This is a genomic window from Devosia sp. XGJD_8 (assembly GCF_046614475.1).
Lineage (GTDB): Bacteria > Pseudomonadota > Alphaproteobacteria > Rhizobiales > Devosiaceae > Devosia.
The window spans coordinates 1392356-1411039 of the sequence record NZ_JBKJHF010000001.1 but is presented as its reverse complement, the minus strand read 5'-3'; the positions used below and the strand labels follow the sequence as shown (position 1 = coordinate 1411039).

Sequence of the window (18684 nt, the reverse complement as noted above, 5' to 3'; positions counted from 1 at the left end):
CCGGGGCCTGCTTGTACTACTCGCTCAGCGGCAGGCCAATGAAGGTGTCATTGCCGTCACGGCTGGCCTTGACCAGGGCGGTGTTCCGCCCCTGCGCCTTGACTGCATCGAGGGCTGCCTCGAACTCCTCGACCGTGTTCACCGGGGTGTTGTTGACCTCGAGGATCGCGTCACCAACGGCAAGGCCCTTTTCGGCCGCAGCCGATTCAGGATCGACATTCTGGATCAGCAGACCGCCCGAACCGTCAGCATTGGGCACCAGGGTCAGGCCAACGCTGGATTCTTCCGGCAGCGGAGCCTCGGGGACCGGCGGCTGGGCCGGATCGGCCTGGGCAGCGGCTTCCTCGTTCAGCGTACCGAGCTGGACCGAGAGCGTGGTCTCGGCGCCATCGCGCCAGACGGTCAGCTCGACGGTCGAGTCGGGGGACTTGCCGGCAATGGTGCGGCTGAGGTCCAGCGCGTCATCGATCGGGTCGCCGTCAACGGCGGTGATGATATCGCCCGACTTGACGCCGGCCGGACCGGCCGGGCCGTCCTCGGCCACGTTGCTGACAATGGCGCCCTTGGCTTCCGCCAGGCCCGCACCATCGGCGATGTCACGGTTCACGTCCTGGATGCCGACGCCGAGATAGCCGCGGGTGACCGAGCCATCTTCGATGAGCTGCTGGACGATGCCCTTGACGGTGGCCGCCGGGATGGCGAAGGCGATGCCGACATTGCCGCCATTGGGCGAATAGATGGCGGTATTGACGCCAACCACTTCACCCTTGGTGTTGAAGGCCGGGCCGCCGGAATTGCCGGTATTCACGGCCGCGTCGATCTGCAGGAAATCGCCATAGTTGGAGCCGCCGATATTGCGGCCGGAACCGGAGATGACGCCCACGGTGACGGTGCCGCCAAGGCCGAAGGGATTGCCCACGGCAACCACCCAGTCGCCAACGCGGCTGGATTCGGTCTCGAAGTTGACGAAAGGCAGGTCGGTGCCTTCGATCTTGACCACGGCCAGATCGGTGCGCTCGTCGGTGCCGACGATCTCGGCTTCCTGCTCGGTGCCGTCATCGAACACGACGGTAACCTTGGTGGCATTCTCGACGACGTGATTGTTGGTGACGATATAGCCGTCAGCCGAAATCACGAAGCCCGAGCCTGCCGCCATGAACTGGCGGGGGGAAGGTTCCTGGCCGCCACGGGGGCCCTGCTGGCCGAACTGGTCACCGAACTGGTCGAAGAAGTCCCGGAAGGGATGGCCTTCAGGCAGGTCGGGAAAATCGAAATTGAACTCCCGGCCGCCGCCGCGCTGCATGGCGCGCGGGCTTTCCTCGGCCTCGACGAGGATGGACACCACGGCCGGCTTGACCGCTTCCACAAGCTCGGCAAAGCCGGCCTGGGGCTGGACAGCCTCTGGAACGACGATCTGGGCAGCGTTCTGCACCTGGGCAGTGGCCGTCTGGCCAGTCATGACAAAGGCGGTTGAAACTCCGCCGATACCAACCAGCAGCGCCAGGGCAGAGGCCCCGAGCCAGCGGCTGGTACGCTTCAGAATGGTCGAGCGCATATAAATCTCCTTCGCAAGCCCTCAACAGCTTGTGGGGGCTAGATATGGAACGAGTGAGCTTTCTGCGAGGTTGCGCCAACATTAAACCTTGGCAATGTTGGCGGCGGGAATGGGGCAGACCGGCGCTGCGACTGGGGTAGGAAACCTCTCGCGTTTACGGCAGAGGGGACCACGCGAAAGCGTGGTGGAGAGGGGTACAGCAGGCGCAGGCAGGGGCGGTCATGCACACCGTCGTGCCAGCGGCTCCCCCTCCACCGCCTAAGGCGGTCCCCCTCCCCCGCAGGCGGGGGAGGTTGGGCGTCGAGCGTAGGGGCTACTTCAGCTCGTCCAAAGCCGCCTGCTCTTCGGCACTCAAACCCGATTCGACCGTCCGCCGCTTGCGGCCGACCACAAACAGCGTGCCCAGCCCCGCGATCAGCAAGACCGGTGCGGCGACCCACAGCAGAATGGTGTGGCCCCCTAACCGCGGATTGAGCAGGACATATTCGCCATAGCGGTCGACGAGGAACTGACGCACCGCCTCGTCGCTGTCGCCGGCCACCAGCCGCTCGCGCACCAGCACGCGCAGGTCCTTGGCGAGGTCGGCGTCACTGTCGTCGATCGACTGGTTCTGGCAGACGAGGCAGCGCAGGCCGGCCGAGATGTCGCGGGCGCGCTGTTCCAGCACCGGATCGGGCAGGATCTCGTCGGGGCTGAGGGCTGCGACGGGGGCGGCCAGCAGCAGGGCGATCAGCAGCGCGCGCAGCCAGGTCATTGCGCGGCCTCCGTGACGGGCCGGGCGGCACGGCGCGGGGCACCGACGCGCAGCTTGCGGTCAGTCAGCGACAGGATCCCTGCCAGCGCCATCAGCAGCGTGCCCAGCCAGATCAGGGTGATATAGGGCTTGTGCCAGACGCGGATGACATGGGTGTCATCCAGCGGCTCGCCGAGCTGCAGGTAGAGCTGGGAGAAGCCATAGGTCTCGATGGCGGCTTCGGTGGTGGGCATGCCGCTGGCGACATAGCTGCGGCGATCGGCCAGCATCTGTCGCGTGCCGCCGCCGGGTGCCGTGACGGTGAAGCTGCCCTGGTCGGAGATATAGTTGGGGCCCTGCACCTGCTGGAAATCGTCGAAGGCGATGGTGTAGCCGGACAGGGCCGCGCTCTCGCCAGGATTGAGCGTGGTGACCAGCTCGGTCTCCCAGGCGGTGGTGGCGACAATGCCCAGGACGGTGACGCCGACGCCGAAATGCGCGATGGCGGTGGACCAGGCCGAGCGTGGCAGGCCGATCAGCCGGCGCATGCTTTCCCCGAAAGGAATACGGAACAGCTTGCTGCGGTCGACCAGTTCGGCAATGGCGCCGAAGCTGACCCAGAAGCCGAGCAGCAGGCCCAGCGGGGCCAGCGAGATGGAGACCCCGCCCAGCGCCGAGACCAGGATGGTGACAAAGATTGCCAGGGCCGCCGCGCCGATCAGCCGCTGGGCGGCGCTGACGATGTCGGCGCGCTTCCAGGCCAGCAGTGGCCCGAAGGGCAGCACCAGCAGCAGCGGCGCCATCAGCGCCCCGAATGTGAGATTGAAGAAGGGTGCGCCGACCGAAATGCTGGTGCCGGTCAGGGCATCGAGCAGCAGCGGATAGAGCGTGCCGACCAGTACCGCACCCACCGCGGTGGCGAGGAACAGGTTGTTGAGGATCAGCGCCCCCTCGCGACTGACCGGCGCGAAGAGACCGCCCTGGCGCAGTGCGGCGGCGCGCAAAGCGAAGAGGAAGAAAGCGCCGCCGATGACAATGGCCAGCAGGGTCAGGATGACGAGGCCGCGCGTGGGATCGCTGGCAAAGGTATGGACCGAGGTCAGGATGCCCGAGCGCACGAGGAAGGTGCCGAGCAGCGACAGCGAGAAGGTGATGATGGACAGAAAGATCGTCCAGATCTTGAGCGCGTTGCGCTTTTCCATCACCAGCGCCGAATGCAGCAGCGCCGTGCCAGCCAGCCAGGGCATGAAGCTGGCATTTTCCACCGGGTCCCAGAACCACCAGCCGCCCCAGCCGAGCTCGTAATAGGCCCAGTAGGAGCCCATGGCGATGCCCAGGGTCAGGAAAGTCCAGCTCAGCATGGCCCAGGGCCGCACCCAGCGCGCCCAGGCCTGGTCGATACGGCCCGAGATCAGCGCGGCAATGGCGAAGGAAAAGCAGATCGAGAAGCCGACATAGCCGGCATAGAGCAGCGGCGGATGGATGGCGAGGCCGATATCCTGCAGCACCGGATTGAGGTCATTGCCCTCGATGGGCGCCGGGATGAGGCGGGCAAAGGGATTGGAGGTGAACAGCGTGAAGCCGGCAAAGGCCGCCGTCAGCAGGCTCTGCGTCGCCAGCACCAGCGCCAGCAGGTCGCCCGGCAGGCGGCGACCGAAGGCGGCGACCATGGCGCCGAAGGCGACGAGGATGAAGATCCACAGCACCATGGAGCCTTCATGATTGCCCCAGACGCCGGAGATCTTGAAGATCAGCGGCTTGAGCGAATGGGAATTGCTGGCCGCCAGCAGCAGGCTGAAATCGGAGGCGATGAAGGCCTGGATCAGCGCCGCAAAGGCCACCGCCACCAGCACGAATTGCAGCACGGCGCCCTGGCTCAGCACCAGCGCGATGCGCTGTCCGGAGCGCCAGAAGGTGTAGCCGCCGACGGTGGAGACCACGGCAATGGCAAAGGCCAGGATGAGGGCGAAATGGCCGAGTTCGATGCTCATGGGTGTTCTCCACCTCTCCCTTTGGGGGAGAGGTCGGCCCTCTTGGGCCGGGTGAGGGGGCCTTCCCCCGACACCTCACCCAGTAAAGGCCCCCTCACACGGCGCGGTTGCGCCGACCTCTCCCCCGAAGGGAGAGGTGAAGGAGTGCCTTGCCCGCAAAACCCCGTCACTGCCCCGCCTCCGGCCGCCATTCGCCGCTGGCCTTGAGGGCGTCGACGACTTCCTTGGGGATGTAGTTCTCGTCATGCTTGGCCAGCACATTGGTTGCGATGAACGAACCATCGGGGCCAAGGCTGCCCTCGGCGACGACGCCCTGCCCTTCGCGGAACAGGTCGGGCAGGATGCCGGTATAGCGCGCTGCAACCTCCTGGGCGCCGTCGGTCACGACAAAGCTGTTGTCCTGCCCGTCGCGTATCCAGGAGCCATCCTTGACGAGGCCCCCGAGCCGGATCGGCTGGCCGGCGGCGACCTCGCGGGCGATGACGTCGGAAGGCGAATAGAAGAAGACGATCTGGTCGCGCAGGGCGACCAGCACCAGCGTCGTGGCCAGCGCCAGTACCAAGGCGAGGCCGGCAATGAGCGCGAGCCGCTTCTGCTTGCGCGACCAGCCCTTCTTGCGGATGGCGGATGGCATGCTCATGGCTGGGCTCCATTCAGGGTGAGGCCGGCGCCCAGCGCCAGCGTATCGAGTTCGCCGCGGTCGAAGGCCTGCGGATAGGCAGCCACGGCATCGTCATAGGCGCCCTGGGCGCTGTCGGCATCGCCGAGCACCAGATAGGCGCGCACCAGCTGGGTCCATTCCTCGACGCTGCCGCCCTCGGCGGCGAGCCGTTCGGCAAGGCCGCTGACCATCTGGCCGATCATCTCGGCCTCGGCGTCATTGACCGGCGCCACGCCACCATTCTGCGCCACGGCAAGCCCCTGCTGGGCGGCGGCAAGCCAGGGTTCGTCACCTTCCGACAGAGCCAAGGCGGCCTGCCAGGCCTGGGCGGCCTCAGGATATTGCTCGGCGCGGGTCAGCTCGGCCGCGATATAGAGCCGGGAGAGGACATGGGCCGGATCGGCGGCGGCGGCCGCGCGCAACAGGGCCATGGCCTCGGGCGAGCCGGCATCGCCGGCATCGAGCATCAGCGCCTCGGCGAGGCTGGTCTGCAGGTCAGGCGTTGGCGCGCTCAGCTCGATGATGCGGCGATAGGCCCGCGCGGCATCGGCATAGCGGCGCAGTTCGAGATAGGCGGGGGCGATGACGGTCCAGCCGCGCAGATCGTCGGGATTGGCGGTGAGCTGGGCCTCGATGCGGGTGATGGCCGCATCGAGATCGATGGATTGCGCGGCGACCTCGGCCCGGCCGGCCAGCGGCTGGCTGGGCGTGCTGGGGCTGCCGAGCAGGCCATAGAGGCCCAGAGCCAGCACGGCGATGCCGCCGAGGCCTGCGAGCAGTGCCGGGCGGCCGAAGTCGAGGGAATTGCCGGCTACGCGTCCCGCCTCGGCCTTGAGCCGCAGGATTTCGCGCGCCAGCTCGCCGCGCGCGGCCTGCGCTTCGGCCTCGCCCAGCTTGCCTGCGGCCAGATCGGTGTCGATACCGGCCAGCACAAGCCGAAAATGGCTGTTGGCATCGTCCAAATCAGGATCGCTTAAGTTGACCGCGCGCCGGCCGGCTGCGTAGAAAAGCGCAGCGCAGGCAATGGCGGTAATGACAGTGGCGATGAACCAGAAAAGCATGGGCCCTGGACGCTTGACGCCGGCACGCGGCAAGGAAGCGTCATCTATAAGCCCAATGCGGCGAAAAACCACCGAAACACGCATCCTTGAGGCGGACGCATTGCCACAGGCCAGCACCGGGGCATGACCGAGACCCCGATCGACTTCGCCATTATCGGCTCCACGCCTCTGGCCCGCCTCGTGGCGGGATTGCTGGCGTCGGCGCATGGCAAGAGCGTGGTGTTTTCCGGCGAAAGCCAGCCTGGTTATCGCCTGCCACGCGGCATTGACCTGTCGGTGGCGCCGCTGACCCGCCCGCATAGCTGGGCCATGCTGAAGACCGGCCTGCCCGAGACGCTGAAGCTCCTCTCGCGCATCGGCGGACGCGGGGCGTGGTCGCGCGTCGATCCGGTGTTCTTTGCCGGTGGTGCGGCGGGCAAGGAGGCCCTGGCGCATGTGCGGCACATGGCGCTGGCCTTTGGCCATGGCGCCGAGCCGGTGCCGGCGAGCCTGCTGGGCAGCGGACGCGAGGGCCTGCTGCTGCGCGACGCGGTGCTGCTGCACCGGCCGACGCTGGAAGCCGGGCTCGACGCCTGGCTGGTCCAGCACATGGTGCGCCGCCTTGCCGACGACGACCGGCTTGAGGTCCGCGCCGATGGCAGCGCCGAACTGGTAGCGGGCGACGCCCGGATCGCGATCGGGCAGACCCTGCTGGCGGATGATGCAGCCATCATCAGCCACGTGCCGGCCGAGCAGTGGCCCGCCCTGCTCGGCCGGCAGGTGGCCAGCACCATCTTCACCGAGCCGACCCAGGCCATCGTCTCGCCCGTGACCTGCCACCTCGATAGCGGCCTGACCCTGGTGCAGCGCCAGGATCGCGGCATTACCGCCATGGGTCCGGGCAGCATCGATCCGTTCGCCGCCGAGCTGGGCGATCTGCTCGGCGCCAGCCGCGCCTTCCGCCAGGCCGGCCAGTCGAGCTACGAAACGCTGGTCACGGCCGACGCGGCGCCCGCCGTGGGGCGGATCAATGGCGTGGGGCCCGATGTGCTGGCCGGGTTCGGGCCGACGGGCGCCTTCTTCGCCCCGCTCATCGCCCGCTGGCTCTCGGGGACCGCCAGTGCGGCGGAGAGCGCCTGGCTCGGGGCGCGGCTGGTCGACCGCATGACGAGCCCCTCCATGGTTGCCGAGGTGGGCGCGCCATGAGGGACAATCCAAATCGCCTCGGTACAGAAGCCGACCATCTGCTCCAGGGCAGCGCCATCGACCGCAGTCGGCCCCTGCGCTTCCGGCTCAATGGACGGGAGATTTCCGGCTTTGCCGGCGACACGGTGCTGAGCGCCGTGCTGGCATCGGGCATCGACACAGTGGGCAAGCGCGGCGGCGTGCCGCTGGCGCTGTCGGCCCACCATGCGCCAGCCATCACCTTCACCGCCCTGGCCCGCGACCTGCAGCGGGCGCTGCCGATGGAGCGCACGCCCGCCACGGATGGCGCCGACTATGTCACGCTCGGCCGCAGGCAGAAGCGCAGCGCGCTGGCACGGCTGCTGCGGCGCGGCGGCGAGTCGCTGGGCCTCGACCTCGACCAGCCTGACCCGTTGCCCCGGCCCTGGCTGGGCATGCCGGGCGAAGCAGGCCCCGCAACCGACCTGATCGTGGTGGGCGCTGGGGTGGCCGGCATGGCAGCGGCGCTGGCAGCCGCCCGGCGGGGCCGGCGCGTCGTGCTGATCGAGGCGGCGCCCCGGCTGGGCGGGCATGCGCGGCTGTTCGGCACGCAGGAGGGCGAGGAGACGCCCGACCACAATATTGCCCGGCTGGCCGAGCTGATCGGCAAGACCGAGGCGATCACCGTTCTCACAAGCGCCGAGGTCTTCGGCCTGCGGCCGGGCGTGGTGCGGCTGCACCAGGTGGAGGTGCAGGATGGCGCGCCGGCCGGGCGGATCATCGATATCAGGGCGCCCCATATCGTCCTTGCCACCGGCACACTGGAGCTCCTGCCGGTCTTTCCCGGCAACCGGCTGCCAGGCATCATGGGCACGCTCGAAGCCTTTGATCTGGCGCATCATTACGGCGTCTGGGCCGGTGGCTCGGCGCTGTTTGCCACCAGCAGCAGCCCGGCCTACCGCCTCGCCATGCTGGCCAAGGATGCCGGAATCCTCGTGCCCCGCATCATCGATTCGCGGCCGCGGCCGCAGTCGCGCTTCATCGAGTTCTCGAAGGCCTATGGCATCACGCTCGCCTCCGGCACCGTGGCCGCATCGGCAGCCAGGGGGCCGAAGCGGCAGGGCCTGTTGCTGCGACCGCGCCTGGCGATGGAAGGGTTCTCCCAGCCCGAACCGGTGCAGCTGGTGGATCGGGTGATCACCTGCGGCGGCTGGCAGCCGGACCTGACGCTGTGGCACATGGCGGGCGGCGAGAGCGCCTGGAACGCCGCCCATGCGCGGCTCGAGCCCCGCAACGGCCCGCCCGGCATAGCGCTGGCCGGCAGCGCTGCTGGCTGGTTCACCCGGCGCGCCTGCCTTGCAAGTGGCGATGATGCGGTCGACGCCCTGCTGGGCCGCGAGCGCCACCCGATTGACGATCCGCTGATCGATCCGCTCTACGAGACGCCGGACGGCCCCGCGCCGATCGGCGACCTGCCCGAGGCTGACGGGCCGCCGGCCTTTCTCGCTGCCGGCCAGCACTATCTCGACCGGCCCCGCCCGGTGCGGTCGCGCTGGCCGGGCTGGCTGCCCTTCGCGCCGCGGCAGACCGGCTGGTCGCTGGCCGACACGCCCCAGCCGCTGGCCCTTGCCGATATCGTCTCCGGCGTGCAGCTCGGTGCCATTCCGGCATCGAGCGCCGGCATCGTGGCGCAGGAGCGCGTCGCCATGGTGGGGATTGCGGACGCGGACCATGGCGCGGCCGAGCGCCCGGCCACAGCCCTGCCCTTGCCACCACCCTATCTGGCCGGACGTTTTGCCGGGGCCGAGCTCTGGGTGGTGCGGCCCGGTGAAAAGCGGATGCTGGAGCCCGGCACGCTGATCCATGCCGATGCCGACACCACCGACCCGCTGCACGCCATCGGCGTGGTGGTGCGCAATATCAATGGTACGGCGATTGCCCTGGTGGCCGGTGCAATGGGGCAGATGGCCAGCGCGCGCGAGCCGGGACGCGCCATCGGCGTGCAGCTGGTTGCCCCCTATCGCGAGGGCATGGACCTAGCCGCGGCGCTCGGCAGTGGCGCGGGCACGCCTTAGCGTCTCGGCATATTCCGGATTGAAGCGGACTTCGGCCATCTTGATCCCGGCATCGAGCCGCACGCCGGTCGGCGCATCGTCCGGATTCTGCCGGATCAGGTCGAGATTGCGCTGCAGATGGACCTCCAGCGCCTGGCCGGTCTGGCTCCAAGCCTGGTCGAATACCGCATTGAGCGCCAGCGAATCGCGGCATTCGCGGACGGTGGCCAGCAGGTAGACGCCATTGATGGCGGCCAGCATGCGATCCTCGTCGATCCGGTCGCTGCCCTCGCGGCCGCGGCGCATGGCCTGGTTGAGGTCGGACACCACGTCGCGCAGGCGCGGCTCGATCCGGTCGGAAACCTGCTTGGTGATGGCGGCCAGCACCATGGCCCAGCGGCTGCCGCGGCTGAATTCGACATAGCCGGTGAGCGAACGCACCAGGCGGTGGAACCGGTCGAGGCTGCGGCAGATCAGATCGATATCGGCGAAGGGCCCGCTCGGCTGCAGCATGAACAGCTGGTTCTGCGCATGCGCCAGCATGGCGTCGATCACCGGGCTGAAGCCCATGCGGATGACCGCCGCTTCGGTGGCATTGCCGGAGATGCGGATGATCGTGGTGATCAGTCTTGTCGGATTGGACACCTGGCCGATGGCGACATGGAACAACAGGGCGGCCAGCGCCTGGTCCTTGAGCGGCATGGATTGCAGCGCCGTGCCCAGGGCCGCATCCTCGGTAATGGCATTGAGCGCCTTGCCGAAGGCGATCGCCTTGACCAGGAGCGCGCGGCTGCGCAGCGCCATCATGATGGCCGGCAAGGCATCGCGGGCATCGGTGCTGCCCAGGGTGGCGCGCAGGCGCCGATCCCTGTCCGGATCGGCGGCGGCGGCCTCGATACCCTCCTTCATGCGCTGCAGGATCTGCGGCATGGCGGCTTCGGTGTCGGCGACCGAGAAGGTGCCGGCGGCAATGGCTTCGGCCGGGATCAGGTCGGCGCAGAGATCGCGATGGACCCAGGTCCAGGCGGCATCCGCATGGGCGCGCGAAATCGAACCGGCGAACGGAAACTGCACCGGATCCTGGACAACAACCATGTCCAGAAGTCCCGCAAACGGGCGGCCGGCGGCGCGGCTCGCCCGGCGGGTCGAGGCAGTGGCTGGCGTGTCGGAATGATGGGCAGCTTGAGACATCGGCGCAGGGGGGTTGGGATACTTACCGCCAAAGCCTATAGGCCGTTGGTAAACAATCCATATCCGCTACGCCTGGCTATTGCGTCAGGCTGCGCCCTGCACCACTGCCCAGTTGCCGTTCTGCTCGCGGCAGGCCGTGCCCTTTTTCACATAGTCCTGGCCATTGGCTTTGACCGTGTGGGTGAAATCGCGGCAGTCGAGGTTGTTGACGCGCACATAGGGCCCCACAGCCACCGTGCCGGTCGTGCCCTTGTCACCGGCCCACTGGCGCGGCGCGCCGGGGCGGCCGAACTGCAGGGCATAGAACTGGGCGCTATTGGCCTCGGCCGAATCCTTGGCCGTCATTACCGCCAGGGCGGCCGGATCGACAAAGCCGTTGGAAATGCTGGTGGTCAGCAGAGCCTGTTGCGTCGTCTGGGCCGGGGTCGGCACCAGAGGCTGGGCGATCACCGGGGCCACCGTCACCGGCGCCCGCGCCACCTGCGTGGTCGTCCCCGTGCTGGAACAGGCGGCCAGGGTGATGGCGAGCAGCGGCGTGGCGAGAAGGGCGATGCGGTTCATGGGTTTTGCAATCTCTTGGACGATATGAAGGCTCATGTTGTCGTAATGCGGCGAAAGTGCGTCAAGTTGCGTTCGGCCGGGCCATGCTGCCCAGCCGGGCCGTCGGCAGGCGCAGCTCCGCCAGCAGGCCGCCCAGCGCGGAACGCTTGAGTGCCAGGCTGCCGCCGTACACATCCACCAGTTCCTTGACGATATCGAGCCCCAAGCCGCTGCCAGGTGTTTTCTCGTCCAGCCTGACACCGCGGCGCAACACTTTCTGGGCGTCTTCCTCGGAGAGGCCCGGACCATTGTCGTCGATGCGGATCAGCAGCATGGTGCCGGTTTCGCTGCGTTCGCTCGACAGGCGCACCCCCACCTGGCCCTTGGACCACTTGCAGGCATTGTCGAGCAGGTTGCCGGCCATTTCCTCGAGATCGGCCTCGTCGCCACGGAACCAGGGTAATGAAGCGTCGGGCCGCTGGAAGGCGATGGTGCAATCGGGGTTGATCTTGCGCATGACGCGGGTCAGCCGCAGCATGACCATGGTGGGGTCGGCCTTCTTGCCGACCACCGAGGTACGGGCGGCTAGCCGCGCCCGCTCGAGATAGGTGGCCACCATGGTGCTCATCTTCTCGCTCTCGCTCATCACCACGTCGGCCAGCACGCCCTTCCTGGCGGCAGCCTCGTTGCGCAGCACGGCGATCGGGGTCTTGAGTCCATGCGCCAGGTTGCCGACCTGGTTGCGGGCGCGTTCGATGATCTGGGCATTGGAGCGCAGCAGCTCGTTGACCTCCTCGGCCAGCGGCGCAATCTCGCGCGGATAGGTGCCGCCGACGGTCACGCTCTCGCCCTCGCGCACGCTTTCGATGGCGGCGCTGAGGCGGTCGATCGGACGCATGGCAAAGCGGGCGACAATGGCGCTCATGATGGCGAGCATGACGCCCACCGCGCCCAGCACGATGAAGGTCTGGCCGCGGAATTCGCCAACCAGTTCGAGGATTTCGCTGAGGTTGCCGGTGACGACGATCTGGTAGCTGGTGGGCGCCACGGTCACCGTGCGCTCCACCACGCGCATTTCGGTGCCGAATGCGTCATCGAGGATGGCCGTGCGCCGGCCGCGCGTATCGGCCGGCCCCATCAGCACTGGCAGGTCGATACCTACCACAGAGGTCGAGAGGTTATAGAGCGTGCCATCGGCGTCGCGGATCGCCCAGTACCAGCCCGAACGCGGCCGCTCGAAACGCGGATCGGTCAGCGCGATCTCGTCGCTCATGGGGTCGCCGGCCTCCAGCAAGGCGCCGGTTAGGCTTTCGACATGGAAGTCGAGCGTCTCCGACAGGGAGGTGTCGAGCGCCCGCGAATAGAGGTCGGTCAACAGAAAGCCCGTCGCCACCAGCGCCAGGATCAGCCATCCCGCCGACAACCAGAACAGCGACGCCGCAATGGAGCCTTTTCTCACGCTTCACCTCTCCCTTCGGGGGAGAGGTCGGCGCGTAGCGCCGGGTGAGGGGGCCTTGATCCCACACCGAGTTCGGAAAAGGCCCCCTCACCCGACCCAAGAGGGTCGACCTCTCCCCCAAAGGGAGAGGTGGCGAAGCGGCCCCTTTCGTGCACCTGCCCCATAAGGCGCCTAGTCCTCGGCGATCTGATAGCCCAGGCCCCGGACCGTCTCGATGCAGTTTTCCGGTAGCTTCTTGCGCAGGCGGCCGACAAAGACTTCGATCGTGTTGCTGTCGCGGTCGAAGTCCTGGTCATAGAGGTGTTCGGTCAGTTCGGTGCGCGAGATGACCTTGCCCTTGTGGTGCATCAGATAGCTCAGCAGCCGCAATTCGTGGCTGGTCAGCTTCACCGACTGGCCGTCCACCGTCACCTTGCCCGAGCGCGAGTCGAGCCGCACCGAGCCGGCGACGATCTCGTTCGACGCCAGGCCCGCGGCACGGCGCACCAGGGCGCGAATGCGGGCCAGCACCTCTTCCATGTGGAATGGCTTGGCGACATAGTCGTCGGCGCCGGCATCGATGCCCTGCACCTTGTCGCTCCAGCGGTCGCGCGCCGTGAGCAGCAGGACCGGCGTGGTCTTGCCGGCGCGGCGCCATTCTTCCAGCACCGACAGGCCGTCCATCTGCGGCAGACCGATATCAAGCACGATGGCGTCATAGGGTTCGGTATCGCCGAGGAAGTGCCCCTCCTCGCCATCGAAGGCGACGTCCACCGCATAGCCGGCTTCGGTCAGTGCTTCCTTGAGCTGGCGATTGAGATTGGTATCGTCTTCGACAACCAGAATACGCATCGAGGCCCCCCGCCGATTCGCCGTTACACTATTCTGCGCTGACCGTGAGGTTTTGCGCAGTCCCGTCGGCGCTCAGCACACCGACGATCCAGACATACCGGCCGCCGTCCTCGCACAGCCGATAGTTCAGTACTTCATCGACACTATAGCCTGCGGCGGCGACGGCGTCATACTGACTCATGATCCGCCCCTCACTGATGAGAGCCTGGATTTCGGCTGAACTGTCGATACAGGCCTGCGCAGTGGCACCGCCGGTTCCGGCAAGGGCCATCGCCAGGGCGATCGCGATCGGGGCAAGGAGCTTCACAAAATACGTTTCCATGCGTGCAACCTATCGGCAGGTTGCTGAATGGGACATGAATGAGGCAGCGGAGTCCACCCCGCCATTCGAGACATTCAAAACCGAAGCTCTATGCCGGCCTGCTTCATCACGGCGTTCGCCGTGTGGCGGGAGAGCGAGCCCTTATCCACGGTAAAGGTGCGATCGGTGATTGGGCTATACCAAATCTCATGATCGCCCTTGCCCGGACGGCGAAACTCGCATCCGGCGGCTCTAAGGGCTTCTACAATCTGCCGATAGAAGCCCCGAACCATTAATGCGCGCGCGCCCCGTCAAGACGGAACTGAGACTGAATGGACAAATCAATCAGGTCGCCGGGCTGACCGCCGTCCTCGACCAGATGAGCATTGTCTTCCAGCAGTTCCGGGGCGACCGCGAGGACGCGGGTGAGCAGTTCATCAAGGCTGGTGGCCTCGGTCACCAGACCGGGAATATCGTCGCTTGTGGCAACCCAGACGCCTGCTTCATCGTCCCATTGGGCGATGACCAGAAGCTTCTTCATGTTGGCTCCCTAAGTTCTATCGAGTTCAAGCATGAAACAGATCGTTAGGACAAGACGTCTGAACAAGGCGCCAATCGCTGTCACGCCCGCCCGATATCGCCCTTCAGCCCCTTGCGCAGGAACAGCACGGCCAGTGCTTCCATGACGAGATGGCCCGCCGAATTGCCGTCCAGCGCCGGCAGGTCCACGCCCAGCAGCTGGGCCAGGCCGGCCAGCAGCATGAGAATCGCGACGATATAGGTCTTGTAGCCGTTCAGAATGTCCATGACGGATCTCCAGTTGGTGGATGACGAAGTTGGTGATGCCTTGGCCGTGGCCAGCGCGGCGGTACGGACCGCGGCGACGCGGGCTGTCCAGCCCCGGCCAAAAACCGGGAAGGTCGAGAGGCGATTGAGGAAAGCCAGGCGCCGGTTGCAGAGGGCCTCGATCAGGCTGCCCAGCCCGCTCCTGCGCGCATGGGTCTCCACCGCATCAAGCGTAAGGGGTCCGACCTGGCCGTCGGCGGCGACGCCGAGTTCGGCCTGCAGCGTGCGGATGGCCCGGTCGGGGCCGGAATTGACCGCGAAGTCGAACAGCGCCAGGTCGAGCCCCGGCGGCAGCCGCCCGGCATGGCTGCGGTCCCAGTAGCTGGCGCGGTAGATCCGCGCAGCCTCGGCCCGCTGCAGCTCCTTGACCGCGGTCTTGGGCAGCTTCCACCAGGGCGACACCTTGCGCCAGCGGGCCAGCGTCTTGTGGGTGATGCCCAGATTGGTCGCGCCGCCCGGGTCGGACGGGTGGTCGGCATAGCCGCCCTCGTGCCGCAGCACCTCGTCGAGACAGACATCGAAACGGCTTCTAGCCATGAAATGCTCCCGTTGCGACATGGCCCGCCCCCAGGGTGGGGCTGAGCTGGGCGACACTGAAGGTGAATGCAGCCGGCGGTGCGCCGAAATCGCTGAGCTGATCGGCCGCGGCATAGATGAGGTTGGGTGTGGCGCTTTCGAGCGTGCGCACGGCTGTCGCGCCAGCGAAGATGGTCACACGGTAGCGCTCCGGCACCAATTCGAGCGGGCTCTCCGCCGCGCCCCAGCCATCGCCATCGGCCCGGCTGCAGCGCATCCAGCGCAGTGTGATATCGCCGCCCGCGCGCCACGCCCGCACATGCGCCGGCGGCAGCGGCAGGGCCGGCGCCGGGCCAGCCTCGACATCGAGGCTGCTCCCCTCGATATCGCCCGCACCGGCATAGACACGGAAGCTCCGACTCTCACCCAGCCATTGCGGCTCGACCGGCAGCGCCATGCTCCGCCCATCAGGGACGAAGACACGGTTGCCCGTCGACGCCGCGCCGATGGCAGGCCTGGTGCCGTCCAGCCCGCGCAGCAGACCGCCCAGCAGATAGCGCCCCGGCGCCACCAGCGCGGCTTCGGTAAAGCCGATCACCTCCCAGTCCCCGGCATCGGTCTCCACCACCAGCCGATTGCTCCCCGCCAGCACGGCCAGGGGCTCGGCCGAGGCCAGATGCCCGGCAAGCAGCGTCACTTCAAACGCATTGCCCCGGTCCCAGACGCCCGCCGGCCCGGGCGACAAATCAGTCGCCACCGCGCCCAGCAAACCGCGCCGGTTCAGCTCGGCCAGCGTCACGCCTGTCGCGTCGTCCACCACCTGCACCATGCCCGGCCAGGGCTGCGCATAGGCCGCAACCAGCAGCCGCGAGCGTGCGGGATCGGCCGGCAGCGGTGGCAGGTGCGCCGCCACGACCAACGGCAGCGCGCGCGCCGTTGCGCCGCTACCCGAAGTCAGCGGCCGGTCGATGCCGGTTGCCACGGCCACCCCCGCCGGCAGGGTTCGCGCCGTGATGCGCCGCATCAGGCCATCGCGGATCTCGCCGATCTCGAACGGCCCCTCGGCCAGTCCCTCGATGTCGATCAGGTCGCCCGGCTCCAGCGCCAGCGCCGCAGGCGGCAGGCTGATATCGAGCGTTTCGCGCTGTGCCGTCCGCGCGTCAAGCATGCGCTCGGCCGCCAGTCGCGCGCCCGATCCATCCAGCGTCAGCGCCGTGGTCTCACCCAGCAGCGGCCCATCGGCGCGGCTCAGCGCCGTCACGGTGCCCGTCAGATAATCCCGCTCGCGATCCTGATAGGTCAGCGCCAGCCGCCCCGGCGCCTCGGCCGGGTCACCCCGCCGCCGCGACAGAATCGGCCCCTCGCCCTGGGCCAGTGCTTCAGCCGCAAACGCCACAGCCTCGCCGCGTCGCGCCACGCCCAGATGCAGGCCCCCCGCCCGGTTGCGCAGGCTCAGCCCCGTCGCTTCCAGCACCGGCTCGAGCGCTGCCCGCGCCGTCGTCGCCGTGCCCAGCACGCAGCCGCCCACAAAAGGCGCCGCCGGCTCGGCGCTCAGCGCCACGCCATGGTCGGCGGCGATGGCCTTGGCCAGTTCATCGCTGGCCATGCCGCCCAGCCGTCCGGTCAGCCAGTGGCCGTTGCGGTGATTGGGGCCGTCGGCCCAGACATCGGTCAGCGCCGGAAAGCCCGGATAGGGCCGCGCGTCCCAGGTCCAGTGATAGACCCGGTCGCGGTCAACCATGCCGGGCGGATTGTTCGCCGCATCGCCCCACCAGGCCTGATGCGCCCGCAGCACCTGCCGCTGGATGAGCGGATCAGGCGTCCCCACCGAAAAATATGGCCGCCCGCTCTCGGCGCTCTTGGGGTCGCCGAAAATATTGGGCTGGTTGGCCCCCTTGTCGACCGCGCCGCAGCCCAGTTCCGTGAACCAGATCGGCTTGCTGCCCGGCACCCATGCCGTCGGCGCGCCATTGCGCACCCCGCCCGGCCGGTCGTGATGGTGACTGGTCCACCAGCTGCGGATGTCCTTGTAACGCCAGATCCACGGCTCGCCATGCGCGCCGTCGCCGATCGGCGTGCGCACCTGCGCCTCTCGGTCGGCATTGCTGGCATAGAACCAGTCATAGCCCTCCCCGCCCGCGACATTCCCCTTGAGATAGTCGAGGTCATACCCAGCCGCCGACAGTGCCGCATCGGCATGCCCCTGCCCGTCGCGCCAGTCGGCCAGCGGCATGTAATTGTCGATGCCGACTGCATCGATATGCGGCGAGGCCCAGAGCGGATCGAGATGGAAGAACTTCTCGCCCGCCGTCTGGTAGCCGGAATATTCGCTCCAGTCCGCCGCATAGGTGAGCCTGGTCGCCGGCCCCACAATGGCCCGCACCTCGCCTGCCAGCGCCACCAGTGCCGTAACGAAGGGAAAGCCGTTGCCCGCCCCGCGCACCGTGCTCAGCCCGACCATTTCCGAGCCGATGATCAGCGTGTCGACGCCCCCCGCCACCGCAAGCCCGGCATAGTGCAGCACCATCTGCCGATAGGCCGCCGCAAAGGTCGCAACCTGCGCCGCCGCAGCCGCACTCTGGTCGGGCGAACCCGGCTGCCCCGGCGCCGGATGGCAGGTGATCCGCCCGCGCCAGGGATAGGCCGCCTGCCCCGTGCCGCCATGGGGGTTGGGCAGGCTGTTGCCCGCCGGCACATCCATCATCACCAGCGGATAGAGCGTCACGCTCAGCCCGCGTGCCTTGAGATCGGCAATCGCAGCCAGCACCGAGGCGTCGCTGGGCGTGCCGCCATAGGCCGCGCCGCCCGCGTGGCTCGAGACCACAGGCACGCTGCCACGCCCCAGCCCGGCGACGCTCCACTCGGCCCCGACAATGCTGCGCTCCGCCGCCTCGACCCGTGGCCCGATGGCGCAATGACCGCAGCGCAGGTCGTCGCCGAACCAGCTCACCACCAGGGCCACATGCTCAAGATTGGGGCAAAGCGCCACCAGCTCGTCGATCGAGACCGTCCAGTCGCTCACCGAGGCCGACACATGGGTGTTCTCGCCCACGCCCTGCCCCGGCCCGGCAATCCGCACGCGCGGGGTCGGGTCATAGCCGAATTCCGTCGCCCCGGGGATTACCGTCACCGCGCGGATATTGGGTTCCAGGTCCCCCACCACCCGGCAGAGTTCCACCGACAGATGCGGTATCCGGTTGCCAAAGCGATTGAGCGGCAATTGCTCGACCACGAGGTAACAGAGCCCGCGATAGGCCGGCGCAATACCCTGCGTGGCCTCGATCAAGCCGTCCGGCAGCTGGTCCTCGCTGCCGCGATAAAAGCGCAGGGTCAGCCCTGCAGTGTCGAGCAGTTGCCCATCCGCCCAGATGCGCCCCATATGGCTCACCTCGCCCTCGCAGAAGGCCACGGCAAAGCTGGCGCCGACCACATCCTCGCGCTGCTGCTGCGGCTGGCCGAAGCCCTTGGCGCCCGAGCTCTCCTCGGCGAGCAGCTCCAGCTCCCGCGCCCAGATGATATTGCCGCTCAGCCGGCTCCAGCCATAAAGCCGCGGCACCGCCCCGCCCTCGCTCGAGCCCTGCAGCCTGATGTCATGCGCCACCTGCGGCGCGGCCTGTTCGCCAAACAGCACCCCATCGATCGCGCTCCCCGCCAGCGCCCCCAGCGCCCGCCCCACCGTGGCGCCGAATGGTCCCCCGACCAGTCCGCCCACGACCTGCCCGGCCAGCGAAAGTGCGAGTGTGGCCATGCGAATTCCTTTCTTCACCTCTCCCTTCGGGGGAGGGGTCGACCCTCTTGGGTC

General features: G+C 67.9%; 16 protein-coding genes. 2 read left to right on the top strand and 14 right to left on the bottom strand.

The window, feature by feature from the left end:
• Positions 1–16 precede the first annotated feature (16 nt).
• The 5 genes from ACLI1C_RS06660 to ccmI all read right to left on the bottom strand — a co-directional run bounded on the left by ACLI1C_RS06660 (position 17) and on the right by ccmI (position 6001).
• Positions 17–1555 carry a Do family serine endopeptidase gene (locus ACLI1C_RS06660; protein ID WP_411396095.1) on the bottom strand — a complete coding sequence of 513 codons (1539 nt, stop codon included), beginning with the start codon at positions 1553–1555 and terminating at the stop codon, positions 17–19.
• A gap of 313 nt (positions 1556–1868) precedes the next feature.
• Positions 1869–2309: a cytochrome c-type biogenesis protein CcmH gene (locus ACLI1C_RS06655; protein WP_411396094.1), complete on the bottom strand. Its 441-nt coding sequence runs from the start codon at positions 2307–2309 to the stop codon at positions 1869–1871.
• A complete protein-coding gene (locus ACLI1C_RS06650; protein ID WP_411396093.1) occupies positions 2306–4279 on the bottom strand; it encodes a heme lyase CcmF/NrfE family subunit in 1974 nt (657 codons plus the stop codon). Before ACLI1C_RS06650 ends, ACLI1C_RS06655 begins: the two co-directional genes overlap by 4 nt.
• Positions 4280–4445: 166 nt before the next feature.
• Positions 4446–4919, bottom strand: coding sequence for a cytochrome c maturation protein CcmE (gene ccmE / locus ACLI1C_RS06645; RefSeq protein ID WP_411396092.1), 474 nt, complete (start codon positions 4917–4919; stop codon positions 4446–4448).
• On the bottom strand, positions 4916–6001 hold the full coding sequence (gene ccmI, locus ACLI1C_RS06640; RefSeq protein ID WP_411396091.1) for a c-type cytochrome biogenesis protein CcmI: 1086 nt from the start codon (positions 5999–6001) through the stop codon (positions 4916–4918). Before ccmI ends, ccmE begins: the two co-directional genes overlap by 4 nt.
• A 123-nt stretch (positions 6002–6124) precedes the next feature.
• On the opposite strand from ccmI, the gene ACLI1C_RS06635 reads away from it, so the two are divergent.
• Together ACLI1C_RS06635 and ACLI1C_RS06630 are read left to right on the top strand one after the other, a co-directional pair.
• Complete coding sequence (locus ACLI1C_RS06635; protein ID WP_411396089.1) at positions 6125–7186, top strand: hypothetical protein; 1062 nt, start codon at positions 6125–6127, stop codon at positions 7184–7186.
• Positions 7183–9219 carry an FAD-dependent oxidoreductase gene (locus ACLI1C_RS06630; RefSeq protein ID WP_411396088.1) on the top strand — a complete coding sequence of 679 codons (2037 nt, stop codon included), beginning with the start codon at positions 7183–7185 and terminating at the stop codon, positions 9217–9219. Before ACLI1C_RS06635 ends, ACLI1C_RS06630 begins: the two co-directional genes overlap by 4 nt.
• On the opposite strand, the gene ACLI1C_RS06625 is transcribed toward ACLI1C_RS06630, so the two are convergent.
• The 9 genes from ACLI1C_RS06625 to ACLI1C_RS06585 all read right to left on the bottom strand — a co-directional run bounded on the left by ACLI1C_RS06625 (position 9181) and on the right by ACLI1C_RS06585 (position 18630).
• Positions 9181–10293: a hypothetical protein gene (locus ACLI1C_RS06625; RefSeq protein ID WP_411396087.1), complete on the bottom strand. Its 1113-nt coding sequence runs from the start codon at positions 10291–10293 to the stop codon at positions 9181–9183. The genes ACLI1C_RS06630 and ACLI1C_RS06625 overlap by 39 nt on opposite strands.
• Before the next feature lie 180 nt (positions 10294–10473).
• Entirely contained in the window at positions 10474–10950 is a 477-nt protein-coding gene (locus ACLI1C_RS06620) for an RT0821/Lpp0805 family surface protein (protein WP_411396086.1), read from the bottom strand.
• Positions 10951–11011: 61 nt separating this feature from the next.
• The gene (locus tag ACLI1C_RS06615) at positions 11012–12388 is read right to left on the bottom strand and encodes an ATP-binding protein (RefSeq protein ID WP_411396085.1); all 1377 of its coding nucleotides are present in this window, start codon (positions 12386–12388) and stop codon (positions 11012–11014) included.
• 171 nt (positions 12389–12559) lie between these two features.
• Positions 12560–13219 carry a response regulator transcription factor gene (locus ACLI1C_RS06610; RefSeq protein ID WP_332693581.1) on the bottom strand — a complete coding sequence of 220 codons (660 nt, stop codon included), beginning with the start codon at positions 13217–13219 and terminating at the stop codon, positions 12560–12562.
• 28 nt (positions 13220–13247) lie between these two features.
• Positions 13248–13541: a hypothetical protein gene (locus ACLI1C_RS06605; protein WP_411396084.1), complete on the bottom strand. Its 294-nt coding sequence runs from the start codon at positions 13539–13541 to the stop codon at positions 13248–13250.
• Between the two features lie 74 nt (positions 13542–13615).
• Positions 13616–13813, bottom strand: a complete 198-nt coding sequence (locus ACLI1C_RS06600) for a type II toxin-antitoxin system HicA family toxin (RefSeq protein WP_411396083.1) — start codon at positions 13811–13813, stop codon at positions 13616–13618.
• Entirely contained in the window at positions 13813–14061 is a 249-nt protein-coding gene (locus ACLI1C_RS06595; RefSeq protein ID WP_411396082.1) for a DUF1902 domain-containing protein, read from the bottom strand. Before ACLI1C_RS06595 ends, ACLI1C_RS06600 begins: the two co-directional genes overlap by 1 nt.
• 80 nt (positions 14062–14141) lie before the next feature.
• On the bottom strand, positions 14142–14903 hold the full coding sequence (locus tag ACLI1C_RS06590; RefSeq protein ID WP_411396081.1) for a glycoside hydrolase family 108 protein: 762 nt from the start codon (positions 14901–14903) through the stop codon (positions 14142–14144).
• A complete protein-coding gene (locus tag ACLI1C_RS06585; protein ID WP_411396080.1) occupies positions 14896–18630 on the bottom strand; it encodes a glycoside hydrolase/phage tail family protein in 3735 nt (1244 codons plus the stop codon). The genes ACLI1C_RS06590 and ACLI1C_RS06585 overlap by 8 nt, the downstream gene beginning before the upstream one ends.
• Positions 18631–18684 lie beyond the last annotated feature (54 nt).

Bases quoted from the DNA above. Each gene is read 5' to 3' on its own strand.
- ACLI1C_RS06660 (WP_411396095.1), bottom strand. From the start codon at position 1,555: ATGCGCTCGACCATTCTGAAGCGTACCAGCCGCTGGCTCGGGGCCTCT.
- ACLI1C_RS06655 (WP_411396094.1), bottom strand. From the start codon at position 2,309: ATGACCTGGCTGCGCGCGCTGCTGATCGCCCTGCTGCTGGCCGCCCCC.
- ACLI1C_RS06650 (WP_411396093.1), bottom strand. From the start codon at position 4,279: ATGAGCATCGAACTCGGCCATTTCGCCCTCATCCTGGCCTTTGCCATT.
- ccmE (WP_411396092.1), bottom strand. From the start codon at position 4,919: ATGAGCATGCCATCCGCCATCCGCAAGAAGGGCTGGTCGCGCAAGCAG.
- ccmI (WP_411396091.1), bottom strand. From the start codon at position 6,001: ATGCTTTTCTGGTTCATCGCCACTGTCATTACCGCCATTGCCTGCGCT.
- ACLI1C_RS06635 (WP_411396089.1), top strand. From the start codon at position 6,125: ATGACCGAGACCCCGATCGACTTCGCCATTATCGGCTCCACGCCTCTG.
- ACLI1C_RS06630 (WP_411396088.1), top strand. From the start codon at position 7,183: ATGAGGGACAATCCAAATCGCCTCGGTACAGAAGCCGACCATCTGCTC.
- ACLI1C_RS06625 (WP_411396087.1), bottom strand. From the start codon at position 10,293: ATGGTTGTTGTCCAGGATCCGGTGCAGTTTCCGTTCGCCGGTTCGATT.
- ACLI1C_RS06620 (WP_411396086.1), bottom strand. From the start codon at position 10,950: ATGAACCGCATCGCCCTTCTCGCCACGCCGCTGCTCGCCATCACCCTG.
- ACLI1C_RS06610 (WP_332693581.1), bottom strand. From the start codon at position 13,219: ATGCGTATTCTGGTTGTCGAAGACGATACCAATCTCAATCGCCAGCTC.
- ACLI1C_RS06605 (WP_411396084.1), bottom strand. From the start codon at position 13,541: ATGGAAACGTATTTTGTGAAGCTCCTTGCCCCGATCGCGATCGCCCTG.
- ACLI1C_RS06600 (WP_411396083.1), bottom strand. From the start codon at position 13,813: ATGGTTCGGGGCTTCTATCGGCAGATTGTAGAAGCCCTTAGAGCCGCC.
- ACLI1C_RS06595 (WP_411396082.1), bottom strand. From the start codon at position 14,061: ATGAAGAAGCTTCTGGTCATCGCCCAATGGGACGATGAAGCAGGCGTC.
- ACLI1C_RS06590 (WP_411396081.1), bottom strand. From the start codon at position 14,903: ATGGCTAGAAGCCGTTTCGATGTCTGTCTCGACGAGGTGCTGCGGCAC.
- ACLI1C_RS06585 (WP_411396080.1), bottom strand. From the start codon at position 18,630: ATGGCCACACTCGCACTTTCGCTGGCCGGGCAGGTCGTGGGCGGACTG.